This window comes from Microcoleus sp. D3_18a_C4, from assembly GCF_036702415.1.
Taxonomy (GTDB): domain Bacteria; phylum Cyanobacteriota; class Cyanobacteriia; order Cyanobacteriales; family Microcoleaceae; genus Microcoleus.
This window is the reverse complement of the sequence record NZ_JAUBTI010000047.1, coordinates 1-14,585: the sequence shown is the minus strand read 5'-3', so window position 1 is coordinate 14,585 and position 14,585 is coordinate 1. Positions and strand designations below refer to the sequence as shown.

Genomic DNA, 14,585 nt, shown 5'->3' with positions numbered 1-14,585 from the left:
CTATTGGAGGACTCGATCGGTGTACTGCCGCTCTTATCACTTCAGCTATCTCGCAGCTATAAGTATTGTGTTATCGCCCGCACTCAGCTTGCTGGCAATTTCAGACGCCCGGGCTTATGCCCCAATTATAAATGCGAGGCGCGCCCAAGCAAACGATTCCCTACGGGATAGCTTCGCCGCGCGTGCTCAGGGAACTGACCCCAAAACGCAAGCAGACCAACTCTTTGAAACAGGAGTAAAACAGCACCGCGAGGGTTTGTTTCGAGAAGCAATCGAGACTTTCGAGCAAGTTTTGGCAATTCGCAAGCAACTAGGCGACCAAGCGGGAATCGGAGAAACCCTCAACAATATGGGGGAAGTTTATGGCGAAATGGGTTTGAGGCCCAAAGCTTTGGAAGTTCTGCAGCAAGCTTTAGTCATTCACCGAGAAATCAGCGGAGGGCGTCGTACCGCGCGCACTCTCAATCTCATAGGTTTCGTCAACCGGATTGGGGACAATTTTTCCGAAGCGATGAAACTGCACCAAGAAGCTTTGGAACTTGCCAAAACTACCGACGACCAAATTGAAATTGGAGAATCCCTCCACAACATCGCGGCCGTGTACGCACAACAGGTCAATTACGCCAAGGCGATCGAATTTTACCAGCAAGCGCGGACGATTCGCACCGCCGCCGGCGATCGGCGCGATTTAGGCCGTACCCTCAATAACATGGGCGGCGTCTACTACAACATCGGCGACTTTAATAGAGCGATGGAATTTTACCATCAAGCTTTAGCAATTCGCCGGGAAATCGGAGACAGGGCTGGCGTCGGCCGCCTCCTCAACAACATGGCACTTACATCCCGCAAACTCGGCAAAGATACTCAAGCGCTGATCTATTTTCAGCAAGCAATACCGATGTTAGAATCTATCGGTGACAAGACAAGTATCGGACGCTTGCTCAACAATATGGGCGCAATTCATGAAAGTCTCGGTCAAAATGCTCAAGCTCTAGAATCCTACGAGGGAGCTTTAAAAATTGCCCGCGAGGGCGGCGACAAAGCCGGAGAAACTACAGCGATGGAGGGCATTAAGCGATTGTCTTCCGGTCAGCTTGTACCGCAATAAGAGTAGTTAGTAAGTCGGGTCGAAGGAAGTAAAACCAGATATTTAAGGAATTGAAAATGATAGATTTTTGAACAATAACTTGCTATGATTGCCTGGATGTAACATTAATCAGCCCGTGCCTCGCAACGATATTGACCGTATCAGAGAGAAAATTCGCCTCCGCCAGTACGATATGTCAGCCCACGCAATGGAAGAAATGGCTGAGGACTTGCTGACTATCCTGGATGTAGAAGAGGCGGTTCTGAGCGGTCAAGCGATTTTAGATTTTAGATTTTAGATTTTAGAATTGAAGCATTGACTTGCGCGAGATAAATTCGGGGGCTCCTTTATCGGATACAGGTTTTTTATTTCTGGACGGATGAATCCGGGGGTTTGTATCCTGGATGCTTTGGGTCAGATTATCCGGGTTGAAAAAGACGACCCCAGAGGTACAAAATATGTAGTAGTGGGGACTGCACTGGATCGACAAACACCTGTTGGAGTGGTTGGACGTTTCGCTAGTAACGGACGTTATCTAATCATCACGGTTTATGAAGTCACTCAACTTAATGGCTAATCGTATGTATAAATACAGATGTGAGTATTGCGAAGGAACCGTTCAACCCCGCACTGTCAAGCGCGAGGCATTCAAACATAAAAATGGATTTGTCATTCTTGAAGATGTGACCATCGGTGTTTGCGATAACTGCGGCAATCGATACTATTCAGCCGATATTCTTCATGCGGTTCATGCCGTTGCAACGGTCGCGAGATTGCCTGAAAGAACCGAACAAATTCCGGTTACTCATTTAGAATCAGCATGGGAGCATCTCAGTTTTGTAAAAAGCATTTTTTTTATTGTAGTGCGAGCGTCCCCGCTCGCGTATTGTACAATACGCGAGCGGGGACGCTCGCACTGTAAATGCAAAACTGAGATGCTCCCATCAGCATAACCAGTGGAACGCTTTAATTTCATTAAAACGCTGTGACGATAAAGGAGACTGTCCGGGGTTTAAGATTGGAAGCGATCGACTTTTGCGACGATTTGACATTCATCTGCAACTCGTTGTATAATTGGTTGCCAAAAATATATAACTCCAAAAGAGGAAAAACGCTTCAGGGGCGCTATAATTTGATTGATATCCCGCTCGAAAGATAGAAACAATTTCTGTAGTAATTTGTCTGCCAGAGCGGCCGCACAACCATTAATCTAAGCTATGGATATCCGTACCGAAAAGCCAGAAGATGTAGAAGCTGTTCGCAACATTAATATTGCGGCATTCGGGCGAGAAAATGAGGCAAATCTAGTCGATCGATTGCGGGGAATCGCATCTACATTTTCCTTCGTTGCCGTACAATCCGATCGCATTGTCGGACACATTTTCTTCAGTCCGGTTGTTGTCGCAGGAAAATGTTCTAGCACTTTGTCGATTCTGGGGTTGGCACCAGTCGCAGTTCTACCCAACTATCAGCGGCAAGGTATAGGAACGCTGCTGATCCGGGAGGGTTTAAAAGAGTGCGGGCGATCGGGATTTCAAGCAGTAGTTGTGCTTGGTCATCCAGATTTTTATCCGCGTTTTGGGTTCATTCCTGCTAGTAGAAAGACCTTAAAATGTGAATATGATGTGCCCGATGAAGCGTTTATGGTATTGGAGTTAGAAAGTCGAGCCTTGCAGGATTGCAGCGGAACGGTGAAATATCGATCGGAGTTTAGTCTCTGCGAGTGATATTAATTGGGCCCTTCATCGGAATTATTCATCTCTCTCTGATCTCCCTCTGCGTTCTCTGCGTTCTCTGCGGTTAAATCATTCCGATGCAACCGGAACTGATCTGACGCAGTGGCGGTTTTTATCGTGATGTATCGTAAAAAAATATAAAAATAACATTTAGTAGTCACAGTGGAAAAAGGTTGTGCTGTACTTGCCTTTGTGAACCATAAAACCTGTACAACTATTACCCAGCAAAGTTATTTAAACGCCCCCTTTCCCCTTCTCCCCTTTTGCACCTTGCAAAGCAAAAATCGGAGTTTGAGCAGATTTCCCCTTCAGAGCAACAGATCCCAAAGCCTCGCAAATAAAGTTTAGCTCGATCGACTCAAACACCCTTTCAGCAATCAAAATTTGGTTTTCCCCCGCCTTGCTCATCAACCGAGCAGCCGTATTCACCGTATCGCCGAGGATATTAAACTCCCTGCGCCCTCGCGGTTCCCCAACCTCAGCAGCAAACACCGGCCCCAGGGATAGCCCAATTTGACAGCTTACTCCCACCTCTTCACCGCCGATAATTACTGGCGGCAAACCTGAAATAATATCTCGGATGGCAATCGCCGCACTAGCCGCGCGGCTGGCGTCATCCCTGTGAGCGTCGGGCACGCCAAAATAAATCAGCATATCCGAACCGTCTAAGTGCGCCGTTACTTTTTGCAACACGCCCCCTTTAGCTGAGACTACAGCATCGATCGACGCAAACACCCGAGAAAAACTCACTACCAGATTGACTTCTTCCTGGGGCGAAGCTTTCTCCACAGACTCCGGTAAACCAATCAAGTTGACAAACATCACCGTCGGTTCAGGAAAATCCGGCGGTATTTTGCGCCTGTCTGCATTTTCCACCAGCAGTCTCAGGATAGTTTTGGGAATATAACTAGCAAGGGGTTCAACCCGCTTCACAGCTTCCCCGATTTCTTTTACCAAGCCCGCCACGCTGCGATCGAGCAATACCGAACTCGGCATCCGTCGCCCAGTCAAAGTGATATCATACTCTCCGAGTCGATCGTCCGTGAAATTGTCCGCCACCAAAAAATAACCCGGTTTGCCCGGTTCAAAACGAAATTGCTCTCCCAAAGACTCTCTAGCAGTTTCCGTCACACACACCCGCCCCACAATCCCAGAACCCTCAGCTTGCTTAGCTTGCTGGACTGAATGCCCCAGCAGTACATGGGCCATCCGCAGCGGGGTACCGATGTCAGCACTAATATAGCGGCCGCAGTGGATGCCCACCCGCATCCTCAAAGACAAAACACCCCGCGCCGTTTCAATATTGGCAAATTCAGCCATCGCCCGCTGCATCCGCAAACCCGCCCGCACCGCCCTGGCTGTATCCTCTTGGTAAACTCCTGACGGAAACTGCACCAGCATCGCATCTCCGGTAAACTCCAGCAAATCCCCGCCCGATTTGCTGACAATTTCAATCATCGAGGCAAAATAGTCGTTAATCACGCCCAGCAGGCTTTCAGCTCCCTTGCGCCCCTGGGTCGCGTTCGCTTCCAACAGCGAGGTAAACCCTGCCAAATCCGTGAACAGCAAGGTGCCTGTTTGCCACTGGTAGCGCACCTCGCCTGGGTTGGGCGGAGATTCGGACACGGGCCTGGGCACGTAGTCGTGGAGGATGTAGCGCAGAGTTCGCAGGTGATCGAAAACCCCCATTAGCGTTGCGGGGGACGGATCTACCCACGCAGCAGCGTACAGTTGAGCCGAAAGGAGCGATCGCAGCTGCAGTTCGAGCGCAGCCAAGGGAGGATTGTAGGTTAATCTATTAATAATTTCCACCTAAGTTTATTCTTAAAAAATAGGGTAAGTTCGATCGATCGAGATGCCACACCAATAACTCTACCTATACCATTATGATAAGTTTCCAGTGACTCCATACCAGCCCAACCCACAACCCACTAGAGAAACTTCCGAACGTCACAGCTTGCTAGCTCCCGATTTGATCCGAGCTGCTCGATCGGCCTATGGTATGTATCTGAAAGTGCATTCCGAGCAGATGCAGCGTCCGGCGGGTGTAGTTGTCAGTCAAGGAAGCGATCGAGGTCAGTTAATTTTTGCTTCGCAGCCGATTTTATTGCCCGGTGAACGTTTTGTTACTTTTGACGAAATTGAATCTCAAATGTATTAATTGGTAATTGGTCATTGGTGGTAACTGGTAATTGATAATTGAGCAGGGGGAATTGGTAATTGGTAATTAGTAACTAATATTATGTCCGCTCGAACGCTCGCACTAAAATAGGTTTCTAGTGAAGAGCCATGTTTTCAGGATTTTATGAAAACTTGCATTCTTGAGTCTTCACACCTTTTATGATGGGTAATTGACCGTACAGGCTCTAACAACTGACAACTAACTATTGAGAAGTAACAAGTGATACATAACCCCAGTCAACAGTGAACAGTCAACAGTGAACAGTCAACTTAATGGAAATAATCTTTAATTGCCTTGTCATGGCGCTCGTCTTTATTTTTGGAGCGGCTATTGGCAGCTTTCTAAATGTGGTAGTCTATCGGTTGCCTGCGGGTTTGTCGGTGATCCACCCTCCTTCTCGCTGTCCCAAATGTTTAAATCAACTCAGAAATTACGAAAATATACCCGTTTTCGGTTGGCTGTGGCTGCGGGGACGCTGCAATCACTGCCACAGTCGCATTTCGGCTCGTTATCCGCTGGTGGAAGCAGCTACGGGTTTGCTGTTTTTGTTAATCTTCTGGCGGTTTGGCGTAACAGTGCAAACTCTAGGTTTTTGGGCTTTGTTTAGCTGGCTGTTGGCTTTGTCTTTGATTGATTGCGATACAATGACTTTGCCTAATTCTTTAACTCGATCGGGTTTGGTGCTGGGATTGGTTTTCCAGGTGGCGAAAGGTTGGTGGCCGACATTTAGTTCGATCGACTCGATACACTATCTGGTACTCGACGGGATCGCCGGATCGGTTGTCGGGTTGTGGCTGTTTGACGCAATCGGACTCGCCGGCTCGATCGGGCTGGGGCAGAATGCTATGGGCGCCGGAGATACCAAATTGGCCGCCTTGATGGGAGCTTGGCTGGGGTGGAAATACTTGCTGCTAGCGGGATTTATTGCTTGTGTCGCCGGGGCTTTTGTTGGTGGTGGGGCGATCGCTATCGGGTTACTCGATCGGCGTCAACCCATGCCTTTCGGCCCGTTTCTGGCTCTCGGTACAGCAATTACTGCTCTGTGGGGCGAAGCGATCTTATCTAGTTACTGGCAGTTGTTTTTCCCGAATTTTAGTTTCTGATCCGCAGGTAGTCAGGCGCGATCGAACATAATATTGTCTCAAAAATTGGTAAAATTGTTCCGTGTCTTGGATTACACTTACAACTACTAGCTTTCGTTGGGAAGCGGAATTAATGCAGCAGCTCCTAGCTGCTCATGAAATCCCGGCCCGGATTGTAGACTTGGGCATAGCATCTTATTTCGGGGCTGGAAGTGCTACAGCCCTGCAAGTTCTTCCACAACACCAGCGCACAGCATGGCTCCTCATCAGTCCAGTTGAAGAGGAGAATAGTCAGTAGTCAAGTCTGTTGTTTATTGTCTGTTGTTATGGTTATTGGTTATTAGTTATTAGTTATTAGTTATTGGTAGCAGCTAACAACTCACAAATAACAACAGTCAACAGTCAACAGTCAACAGTCAACAGTCAACAGTTAACAATTACCAAGTTTTAATGTCTTTATTTGATTGGTTTGCAAATCGACGAAAATCAGTACCGAACTCCCAAGAACGGCCGGAACGAGAAATTGCGGACGGACTTTGGAATAAATGCGAAGCTTGCGATGCCCTGAGTTATACCAAAGACCTGCGAGCAAATCAAATGGTTTGCTTGGAATGCGGGCATCATATCAGAGTTTACAGTGACGATCGCATCGAGCAGTTGATCGATCCCAATACCTGGGTGCCCCTTAACGAAGGACTGCACGCCACAGATCCCCTTAAATTTCGCGATCGCAAAAAATATAGCGATCGACTCCGAGAATTTCAGGAAAAAACAGGCCACCTAGACGCCGTAGAAACAGGCATCGGCAAACTCGAAAATTTGCCAGTCGCCCTCGGAGTCATGGAATTTCAGTTCATCGGCGGCAGCATGGGCTCAGTTGTCGGAGAAAAGCTGACTCGCCTCATCGAACACGCCACGCGGGAACGCTTGTCCGTGATCATTGTCTGCGCTTCCGGCGGTGCAAGAATGCAAGAAGGAATGCTCAGCTTGATGCAAATGGCTAAAATTTCCGGGGCTCTGGAACGCCACCGGGAAGCGAGACTGCTTTACATCCCGATTTTGACCCACCCGACCACCGGCGGCGTCACCGCCAGTTTTGCCATGCTGGGAGACATTATAATTGCAGAGCCAAAAGCTACTGTGGCTTTTACGGGCGGCCGAGTAATCGAGCAAACTCTGCGGGAAAAGCTGCCGGAAAATTATCAAACTTCCGAATACTCCTTCGCCCACGGTTTTGTAGACTTGATTGTACCCCGGACTCAATTAAAGAAAACTCTCGGTCAGCTCATCAGCCTCCACCAGCCCCAGCCTTTCTTGGCCGGCTCGGAATTTCCCGCCCTCGAAGCCAGCGACAGTCACGCTTTGCCCCCGCAGACTCACGCTTTCAAACTTGCTCCGTAAGCTGCTGCGCCGGAGGATTGTCTGTTGGTGAGTGCGGGGCACCGAGGGAAATTTCTGAGGAATTGCTCAAAACCCGGCTTCTACCAAAAATATTTAGTTTGTTAACGAGACGTTCACGCAGACACCGGGTTTTGAGCCCCGCCCGCGCAACTCCTATTGGTAATAACGACCCAGCAGTGGGATGATATTGATCGGAAGTTGATTGGCCCTGAAGTTAGGCTGGGCAAAAATGCCTAGTCGCAGTTAGCGGTTAGTTAGCTTGCGATCGAACAAAATCTCAGAACAAACTAACAGAACAAGCTAACAGCGCTTTCTAAAATTGTCCGGCTTTCAGTTAATAGCCGTCAACTCAATTTTGACCTGTCAGCGACCTAAAAATTATGGGTTTTGCAGACCTGTCCATCGCAGAAATAGCAGAGGACTTCAACGTCCCTGTTGAAGAAGTGATCCGCTTGTGCGACGAGTTGGAAATTGCCTACAAGCACCCTCAAACCCGTTTGGCTTTGGAGGATGTTAAGGCAATTATGTCCACTCTCGAAAAAAGGCGCGACTCAAAACTTCTTGCAGATTAGATCGCAAAATTCCTCTACCTTTAAAGGTATGGCTGCACAAACTTTCGCCAGTTGTTGCAGACTCAGGGAATTTTGAACACAAATCTGTTTGCCAGGTATGATCTCTTAGCGTTCAATAATTTGCCGGATTTTTTTAAGGAGAACCATGCTTAAAAGATATTTCATTGCTCTGACCGCTGTATTCTTGACATTTCAGTTATTTGTCAGCAGTGCGATGGCTATCGAACTGAGTCCTGAACTTCGCACTCTGCCTTTGAATGACAAGGGTACTCCAGTGGTGCTGAGCCTCAAACAAGTTGAGCAAGGCAAACGCCTGTTCAATTCGGCTTGCGCTCAATGTCACGCTGCGGGCATGACCAAAACTGACCCGAACGTGAATTTGAGCCCGGAAACTCTGGCTTTGGCCAACCCGCCCCGGAATAATATTGAGTCGCTGGTGGACTTTATGAAAAATCCCACCACTTACGACGGGTTTGAGGAAATTTCGGAACTGCATCCGAGTACCAAGAGCGCGGATATTTTCGCTGAGATGAGAAATCTCTCGGATGACGATTTGTACGCGATTGCCGGTCACATTCTGTTGCAGCCAAAAATTGTCTCCAAGCAGTGGGCTGGTGGCAAAGGCGCTCGCTAATCGATTTTAGATTTTAGATTTTAGATTTTGGATTTTGGATTCGGAGAGGGCTGAAGTTCGGCAATAATTGCTGGCTGGTCGTTTTTCGCTCTAAAATCTGAAATCTAAAATTTACCTCCGGCTCATTGATTCTCGCAAAAGGTTGTAGTCCCTCATGCTGCGTCGTGGTGCTTTTGTCTGCTTTCTGTTGGGGATGTTAATTATTTTGCCGATCGTGCTGTTGGCTCCTCAACCTGTTTTGGCTGCTGCCGATTCTTACGTGAATAGGTATTTACAAGCCAGCGAACCTGTGGCTCTGGAGTTGGACTCTGAGGGACATACTCGCTTGTTTTCGGCTCAGGATTTGTCTGCAGGCAAGGTATTGTTCGAGCAAAGTTGCCTGAATTGTCACGTCGGAGGAGCTAATTTGCCCGATCCGACCATATCTCTGTCTTTGGCTGACCTCAAGGGGGCAACGCCTCCCCGCAACAATATCAATAGTCTGGTGGCGTATCTGAGAGAACCGATGACTTATGACGGTACTGAGGAGACTTTTTGGTGCCGCCAAGTGCCGGAAAGCTGGATGCCACAGGCTGAGATTGAAAATTTAGCGGCTTTTGTGATCCGGGCTGCTCAGAAAGCTCCGGGCTGGGGCGTGGATAATTTTGAGAGTTGAACTGCCACTGCCAAAAAGTGGTAAATTACTCGAAAGAAGGCGATGCAACTGAGCGATCGCGCCTGTTTTAACTAATTTGGCGTAAGTCCCACGCTGTAATTGTACTCAATTGGGCGTCGGGATATAAGCTTTCGCAACGTCTATGAAAAAGAGCGACAATTTACTGTTTCTCTAGCAAAAAAATGTGTAAGATATAAGTGGTTGCGACCCACCCACTCGACTGCAAACAACAGGCTACAGTAGCAGTAATATGCTTGGCCAAGGACAACTGCCAGAGAAAGGGGGAAAGAACAGACCGCTGGTTGGTAAGGCACGTCCCACCATAAAATACAATCCAAGTTTGTTGTACGAAAATAGTTTTTGCCTTGGGAAACAGGGCTTCTGCGTGGGTTCCCTACGAAGGGATAAAGGGTGTAAAAGCCCAGAAATGCTGTGTAAGACTCGGATCGTCTTCAGTGACGAATCTCTGTAATGAGATACCCAACAGAGCAACGGCAAACGAGACACGAAGCCTACACTGTAAAAAAGGTCAGTGCTAGGTATTTCACCAGGTAAAATATCTAAAGAATCACCCCTTGCGTGTCCATTAGAGGAGAACTGCGTTGAAAAGACTCTTATCGATCGCCCTGTTAGCGATCGCAATTTTTACCGTCGGCTTTGGTCGCCCTGCTTTGGCAGGTGATGCGGTTAAAGGAGCTAAAATCTTTAGCTCGAACTGTGCTGCTTGTCACATCGGTGGCGGCAACGTGGTTATGGCCATGAAAACCTTGAAAAAGAGTGCTCTTGAGAAGTACGGTATGAATTCTCTCGAAGCTATTACCACTCAGGTAACTAAGGGCAAAAATGCTATGCCTGCTTTCGCCGGCCGCTTGAAGCCCGAACAAATCGACGATGTAGCAACCTACGTGCTCGAGCAATCTGAGAAAGACTGGAAAGGCTAAACTGCCTCTTTGAAGTCGGGCAAGCTGGGCGGGCTTGATTTAATTTAAAACTTGTCCTCCCGATCGCACCCTCTCTCACCCTTTGGCGAATAAACATCGGTTTGCAGCGATCTTAACCTATTTGGGAAAGCGCGCCAGAAATCCGATTTTTATTAGCTCAAGGGCGAGGGAGGGACATTTTATTTTAGATTTTAGATTTTAGATTTTGGATTGAAGAATTGAAGAATTGAAGAATTGAAGAATTGAAGAATTGAAGATTTAAAGATTTGAGATTGCTAAATACTGACTTTGTATAAACTGTCAAGCACCTAATATTAAGATTCATGTATGGAAGCCAGTCATAAATTGGGGTGGTGTGCTAGGATGTAAACCCTTTACTAGCAAAGCCTTGAAATCCAAATTAAAGTCGATCGGGGATCTGGAATCTACACCTGCCATGAACGTAAAAACATCAGCAAAAGTTAAAACTCAAGTTAAAACTCTCGGAGACGCAGCCTCTGAGGCGATTGAGAAATATTTCCGCAAAAGTGTAGCGCACGAGGCTGGAGTTCTCAAAGACCAAGACGCCGAAGAACTTCATCAAATGCGCGTGGGATTGAGACGCTTGCGATCGGCTGTGACGGGTTTTGCTCCGGTTTTAGATTTGCCAAAAGAGGCTTCGGAAGGCAAAATTGGTAAGGTGGGGCGGATTCTGGGAACGCTCAGGGATTTGGATGTGATGCTCGAAAGTCTCCAAAACCGCTATTACCCGAATTTGCCGACTGAGGAACAGGAAGTTTTGGATAAGGCGTTGTCGAATTTGCTCAAACAGCGCCACCGGGCTTTGAAAGGGGTGAGGGCGATTTTAGAGCACAAAAGCTACGATTCGCTGAAGCAGTCGATCGAGGATTGGCTGGAAAAACCGAAGTTTCAGGCGATCGAACATTTGCCAATTGCTGAGGTTTTGCCCGATTTACTGTTACCTCAAGTCAGCGAGTTTTTCCTACATCCGGCTTGGTTGCTGGGTACAAAATATGAAGATGGCAAAGTTAAAGTTGCTGATGATTTAAATGCTGAGGCTGTCGAAGAGAAGTTAGCAGCCGAGGGAACTATTCTGCACGATTTGCGGAAGCAAGCTAAGCGGGTTCGCTATTTGATGAATCTGTTTGGGGATTTTTACAGCGAGGCTTACGAAGTTTATGTCGAAGATGTGAAAGCTATTCAGGAATGTTTGGGCGATATTCAAGACAGTGAAGTTTTAGGCGAGTTTCTGACAGATTTTGTCGATCGCGATCTGAAAAAAGAGTTGCCGAAGTTGGCTGGTTTGTTGGCCGAAAATCGCTATGCAGCTTGGCAAAAATGGCAGGTTTTGCAGCGCAGGTATTTGAATTCGGAAATGCGGCAAGGTTTCCGATCGGCTTTAATTCATCCTATGGTTGAAGATGCTGCTAAGGAAAAGTTGCCCCAGGAAAGTTAGGTTTTTCGCGCCCAGAGAATGCGATCGGCTGCCGGGAGGGACTAAAAGAGGGATATTTGTAGGGACACGGCATTGCAGTGTCCTTCATTGTGTAACTCAATAAAGGGCGATCGCGCTTGGGGAGAGGTTCAAGAAAAAACCTTAACAATTATTCTTTCCAGTAACGAGTTAAAACCCGAATTACTTCACGAGTGTGAAGTAAAAAAAAGGGCGATCGCGTTTTTTACCATAGCAAATCACGACTGCAACCACTTCATAAACTTATTCGTCGCAGTACCAATAGACTGTCCCACCTGTTTCTTCAAACGCCACCGCTGAAACGCTTTTTCGTAATCTTCCCCTTCAGTTTGATAAACATTCCAAGCATTCAGCGACAATCCCAATCCCCACGTTAGTAAAATGAAAAGCGACCAAGAAAGCTCGTGCGAACCTGCTAAATTAAACAAAACTAAAAAAGTATTGATAATGCCGTACTTGGTCACATTTTTCTGCAAGTTGCGACGACGGTAAGAGTTAAAAACCAGCTTTTCTTGAACTTCTCCTCTAGTTGCTAACCATTGCTGTTCCGCCGCTACAATATCCTGTTCGGAAATGCCCAATTCCGCTGCAATCTCGAAAAGCTGCACTCTCGATAATTCCCCTTCATCCTGTCGCCGCGCGATCGCAAGCTGTAAAATACCCTGAGCATCCTCTGAACCGTAAACTTGACTTATTTGACTTTCATTTGTCGCCATAACAGGTTTCCTAAAATTCCTGACATCTTTTCTATGATAGATATAGACGCAGTTAAAGGACAGGTAGTGACATTGGCGGATTTCAACACCCGGACATTTGAGTGAGACTCCTGACTATGGGAGGGGAAATCGAATAACCGATATATTTCCTCAAATTGCAACTAATTAATTTCCCGCACTTTGACTAAGTTGGCTATCTCGTTTCAACATAAATTGATAAAAGATCCCAAACAAAACCACCGCAATCATCCCCACCACTAAAGAACCTTCACCCTCATGCCAATATTTAAACAAATCTAGGCGATTAGATGCAACTAACAATGCCATTCCCGCCACTCGAAAAACATTAATAATAAAACCAAAAAGGACAGCGACACATATTACCAAAGCCTTATTTTGTTTAGTAGGAAACATCACCAAACAAACTACAGCTAAACCTAATAAGTAATTCATTGCCTCTATACCCGAACAACCCCCATTTACCAACACCCTTCCTGTCGGTAAAGCAACATAATTACCGTCACGTGTTACATTAAAACCGACATACCACAAAGAATAATAAGCAGTCTTAGCAGTAAGCGAGGTAACAAAATCCACTAAAGGTAACGTAATGACACTGGGGGTGCCATGAAAAAATAGTATTACCAATTCACGCCAAAATAGTTTTAAGTTCTGATAACCTACTGCAAGCAGGCTCAAACCTAAACCAGACAAAAAAGGTGCCAGTCTTAAAAAAGGATCGGATTTACTGGAAACCCCAGCACTTTGAAATAAAATAAAAGCTATTAATAGCGTCCCTGCTATTGTCGATAATAGGTCACTTTTTATCTCACGCTGTTTGAGAATATCCTGGTTGTCCCAAAGCAGGGAACCCACAGCACACCAAAAAACTATACTCATCCAAAAATGAGCAACATCGTCCACTTTCCACAGGAGTGTCATATTCAGAGTTACTAAGGCTGTGGCGATAATGATGAGCCAAAAAATTTTTCTCTTGAACATTTTAGATATTAGTTATTAGTTGATTGATGAGAGCCATACTGCGGACTGTTTTTGATGGCAAACCGTAGAATAAGGGTTTCCCGGCGATTCGGCAATCAAAGTACCCACGGAAAATCGAGGGTTTCAGACTACGGACTAAAAACAGTCCAGACTATTGTAAAAGCATATCATAAAAATAGTAGGGTATGTGGACAACTCAGTAGCTTGAACCCCTCCTACGGAAAGGACTCGGAGGATTTTAAGGGCTGTAAATCTTTGAGATGAGGTTAGTAGACACTCTGGAATTTGATGAATGATGAGACTCAGAGGCAACGCATAGCTCAGCATTAGGACACCTATTGAAAAGACTGCTACTCAAAATGATTTGTTGGGTTGCCTAGCGCTTGCTTACTTGGCCCCTGGAAGCAAAGACTAAAAAGCGAGTGAATCAACAAAAATTAAAAATAAGTAGCCTCAAGGAGGCTTGGATTTCTTGAGACTAGACGCAATTGGCACCGCGCACGGTGTGACACTGAGGTTCGAGTAAATACGGCTGAGCGAGTTAGAGTTGGAGCCATGCTCAATGGTGATTATCTGCTTTTCAAGAATCGAGCGTGTCTTTAGAGCAATCCTAAATCATTTGTGAATTTCTTCCTCAGAGCGGCTTCGGGGCAGGGCTATTTCATTTTCTTGTAGGGGCCAACCCTCGTCAAGAGCCCTATGCCTGAAATGCCCATGAAATCATCTGTGGGTGGGGGCGGGCACTCTTGGCATCGCCCCTACAAAAGCCGGGTTTTCCGTAGGGGCAATCCGACCCCTACTCCCCGTGGTTGCCCATTAGTGACAAGTTAAGGTGAGGGGTAAATTGTCAAGGGGGTATTTACATTGGTTAAAAAATAGATAAAACTCAGAATAGGCAAGTAGTTGAGCAATTATGACCAGCCATGACCAAGACCAGAACTACCAATCGGGACCACGCGAAAAAGAAACAACGACCACTGATAGAGGATGAAGTAATTGCCCAGCAACTAGAAGCATTACTGACACCAGCCATGCTCAATCAGGAAAATTCCTACCGTCAGCTAAAACTTCGAGACCGAATTCTCAACTTGCCATTGATGATG

Annotated in this window: 18 protein-coding genes; 15 read left to right on the top strand and 3 right to left on the bottom strand. The window is 46.7% G+C overall.

The features are described 5' to 3' along the window. The first annotated feature begins 19 nt into the window (after nucleotides 1-19). The 5 genes from QUB16_RS19780 to QUB16_RS19760 all read left to right on the top strand — a co-directional run bounded on the left by QUB16_RS19780 (nucleotide 20) and on the right by QUB16_RS19760 (nucleotide 2,814). On the top strand, nucleotides 20-1,108 hold the full coding sequence (locus tag QUB16_RS19780) for a tetratricopeptide repeat protein (RefSeq protein WP_333318676.1): 1,089 nt from the start codon (nucleotides 20-22) through the stop codon (nucleotides 1,106-1,108). Nucleotides 1,109-1,223: 115 nt separating this feature from the next. Then, nucleotides 1,224-1,385 carry a hypothetical protein gene (locus tag QUB16_RS19775; protein ID WP_333142207.1) on the top strand — a complete coding sequence of 54 codons (162 nt, stop codon included), beginning with the start codon at nucleotides 1,224-1,226 and terminating at the stop codon, nucleotides 1,383-1,385. An 81-nt stretch (nucleotides 1,386-1,466) separates the two neighbouring features. Continuing rightward, nucleotides 1,467-1,664 (top strand): hypothetical protein, encoded by a 198-nt coding sequence (locus QUB16_RS19770; RefSeq protein WP_333318675.1) that lies wholly within the window; start codon nucleotides 1,467-1,469, stop codon nucleotides 1,662-1,664. Then, nucleotides 1,639-2,040, top strand: coding sequence for a YgiT-type zinc finger protein (locus QUB16_RS19765; protein WP_333318673.1), 402 nt, complete (start codon nucleotides 1,639-1,641; stop codon nucleotides 2,038-2,040). The genes QUB16_RS19770 and QUB16_RS19765 overlap by 26 nt, the downstream gene beginning before the upstream one ends. Before the next feature lie 264 nt (nucleotides 2,041-2,304). Next, nucleotides 2,305-2,814, top strand: coding sequence for an N-acetyltransferase (locus QUB16_RS19760; protein WP_333318671.1), 510 nt, complete (start codon nucleotides 2,305-2,307; stop codon nucleotides 2,812-2,814). Nucleotides 2,815-3,057: 243 nt separating this feature from the next. Here the strand turns inward: QUB16_RS19760 and QUB16_RS19755 are convergent, their stop codons facing one another. Further along, nucleotides 3,058-4,635, bottom strand: a complete 1,578-nt coding sequence (locus QUB16_RS19755) for an adenylate/guanylate cyclase domain-containing protein (protein ID WP_333318669.1) — start codon at nucleotides 4,633-4,635, stop codon at nucleotides 3,058-3,060. Between the two features lie 88 nt (nucleotides 4,636-4,723). On the opposite strand from QUB16_RS19755, the gene QUB16_RS19750 reads away from it, so the two are divergent. From QUB16_RS19750 to QUB16_RS19710, 9 genes are all read left to right on the top strand, one after another. Continuing rightward, entirely contained in the window at nucleotides 4,724-4,984 is a 261-nt protein-coding gene (locus QUB16_RS19750) for a hypothetical protein (RefSeq protein ID WP_333318667.1), read from the top strand. A gap of 293 nt (nucleotides 4,985-5,277) precedes the next feature. Beyond that, on the top strand, nucleotides 5,278-6,108 hold the full coding sequence (locus QUB16_RS19745; RefSeq protein WP_333318665.1) for a prepilin peptidase: 831 nt from the start codon (nucleotides 5,278-5,280) through the stop codon (nucleotides 6,106-6,108). 61 nt (nucleotides 6,109-6,169) lie between these two features. Next, nucleotides 6,170-6,385 (top strand): hypothetical protein, encoded by a 216-nt coding sequence (locus QUB16_RS19740; RefSeq protein ID WP_333318663.1) that lies wholly within the window; start codon nucleotides 6,170-6,172, stop codon nucleotides 6,383-6,385. Nucleotides 6,386-6,537: 152 nt separating this feature from the next. Continuing rightward, on the top strand, nucleotides 6,538-7,488 hold the full coding sequence (accD, locus tag QUB16_RS19735) for an acetyl-CoA carboxylase, carboxyltransferase subunit beta (protein WP_333318662.1): 951 nt from the start codon (nucleotides 6,538-6,540) through the stop codon (nucleotides 7,486-7,488). Nucleotides 7,489-7,868: 380 nt separating this feature from the next. After that, nucleotides 7,869-8,060 (top strand): translation initiation factor IF-2, encoded by a 192-nt coding sequence (locus QUB16_RS19730; protein ID WP_333058460.1) that lies wholly within the window; start codon nucleotides 7,869-7,871, stop codon nucleotides 8,058-8,060. 145 nt (nucleotides 8,061-8,205) lie between these two features. Further along, nucleotides 8,206-8,694 (top strand): photosystem II cytochrome c-550, encoded by a 489-nt coding sequence (psbV, locus tag QUB16_RS19725; RefSeq protein ID WP_333318659.1) that lies wholly within the window; start codon nucleotides 8,206-8,208, stop codon nucleotides 8,692-8,694. A gap of 154 nt (nucleotides 8,695-8,848) precedes the next feature. Further along, nucleotides 8,849-9,349, top strand: a complete 501-nt coding sequence (gene psbV2 / locus QUB16_RS19720; protein WP_333318657.1) for a photosystem II cytochrome PsbV2 — start codon at nucleotides 8,849-8,851, stop codon at nucleotides 9,347-9,349. 602 nt (nucleotides 9,350-9,951) lie between these two features. After that, the gene (gene petJ / locus QUB16_RS19715; RefSeq protein WP_333318655.1) at nucleotides 9,952-10,290 is read left to right on the top strand and encodes a cytochrome c6 PetJ; all 339 of its coding nucleotides are present in this window, start codon (nucleotides 9,952-9,954) and stop codon (nucleotides 10,288-10,290) included. A 436-nt stretch (nucleotides 10,291-10,726) separates the two neighbouring features. After that, nucleotides 10,727-11,746, top strand: coding sequence for a CHAD domain-containing protein (locus tag QUB16_RS19710; RefSeq protein WP_333318652.1), 1,020 nt, complete (start codon nucleotides 10,727-10,729; stop codon nucleotides 11,744-11,746). A 236-nt stretch (nucleotides 11,747-11,982) separates the two neighbouring features. Here QUB16_RS19710 and QUB16_RS19705 read toward each other — a convergent pair whose 3' ends face one another. Together QUB16_RS19705 and crtA are read right to left on the bottom strand one after the other, a co-directional pair. After that, nucleotides 11,983-12,480, bottom strand: a complete 498-nt coding sequence (locus tag QUB16_RS19705; protein WP_333318650.1) for a 2TM domain-containing protein — start codon at nucleotides 12,478-12,480, stop codon at nucleotides 11,983-11,985. A gap of 165 nt (nucleotides 12,481-12,645) precedes the next feature. Beyond that, nucleotides 12,646-13,482, bottom strand: a complete 837-nt coding sequence (crtA, locus tag QUB16_RS19700; protein WP_333318648.1) for a cyanoexosortase A — start codon at nucleotides 13,480-13,482, stop codon at nucleotides 12,646-12,648. Between the two features lie 923 nt (nucleotides 13,483-14,405). Between crtA and QUB16_RS19695 the strand changes: the two genes are divergently transcribed. Then, nucleotides 14,406-14,585, top strand: a 180-nt coding sequence (locus tag QUB16_RS19695; protein ID WP_445251143.1) for a hypothetical protein, incomplete at its 3' end; no start/stop codon positions are given.

Coding starts and splice junctions, on each gene's coding strand:
- QUB16_RS19760 (WP_333318671.1), top strand. CDS start 2,305: ATGGATATCCGTACCGAAAAGCCAGAAGATGTAGAAGCTGTTCGCAAC.
- crtA (WP_333318648.1), bottom strand. CDS start 13,482: ATGTTCAAGAGAAAAATTTTTTGGCTCATCATTATCGCCACAGCCTTA.
- accD (WP_333318662.1), top strand. CDS start 6,538: ATGTCTTTATTTGATTGGTTTGCAAATCGACGAAAATCAGTACCGAAC.
- QUB16_RS19710 (WP_333318652.1), top strand. CDS start 10,727: ATGAACGTAAAAACATCAGCAAAAGTTAAAACTCAAGTTAAAACTCTC.
- psbV2 (WP_333318657.1), top strand. CDS start 8,849: ATGCTGCGTCGTGGTGCTTTTGTCTGCTTTCTGTTGGGGATGTTAATT.
- QUB16_RS19770 (WP_333318675.1), top strand. CDS start 1,467: ATGAATCCGGGGGTTTGTATCCTGGATGCTTTGGGTCAGATTATCCGG.
- QUB16_RS19765 (WP_333318673.1), top strand. CDS start 1,639: ATGAAGTCACTCAACTTAATGGCTAATCGTATGTATAAATACAGATGT.
- psbV (WP_333318659.1), top strand. CDS start 8,206: ATGCTTAAAAGATATTTCATTGCTCTGACCGCTGTATTCTTGACATTT.
- QUB16_RS19705 (WP_333318650.1), bottom strand. CDS start 12,480: ATGGCGACAAATGAAAGTCAAATAAGTCAAGTTTACGGTTCAGAGGAT.
- QUB16_RS19745 (WP_333318665.1), top strand. CDS start 5,278: ATGGAAATAATCTTTAATTGCCTTGTCATGGCGCTCGTCTTTATTTTT.
- QUB16_RS19730 (WP_333058460.1), top strand. CDS start 7,869: ATGGGTTTTGCAGACCTGTCCATCGCAGAAATAGCAGAGGACTTCAAC.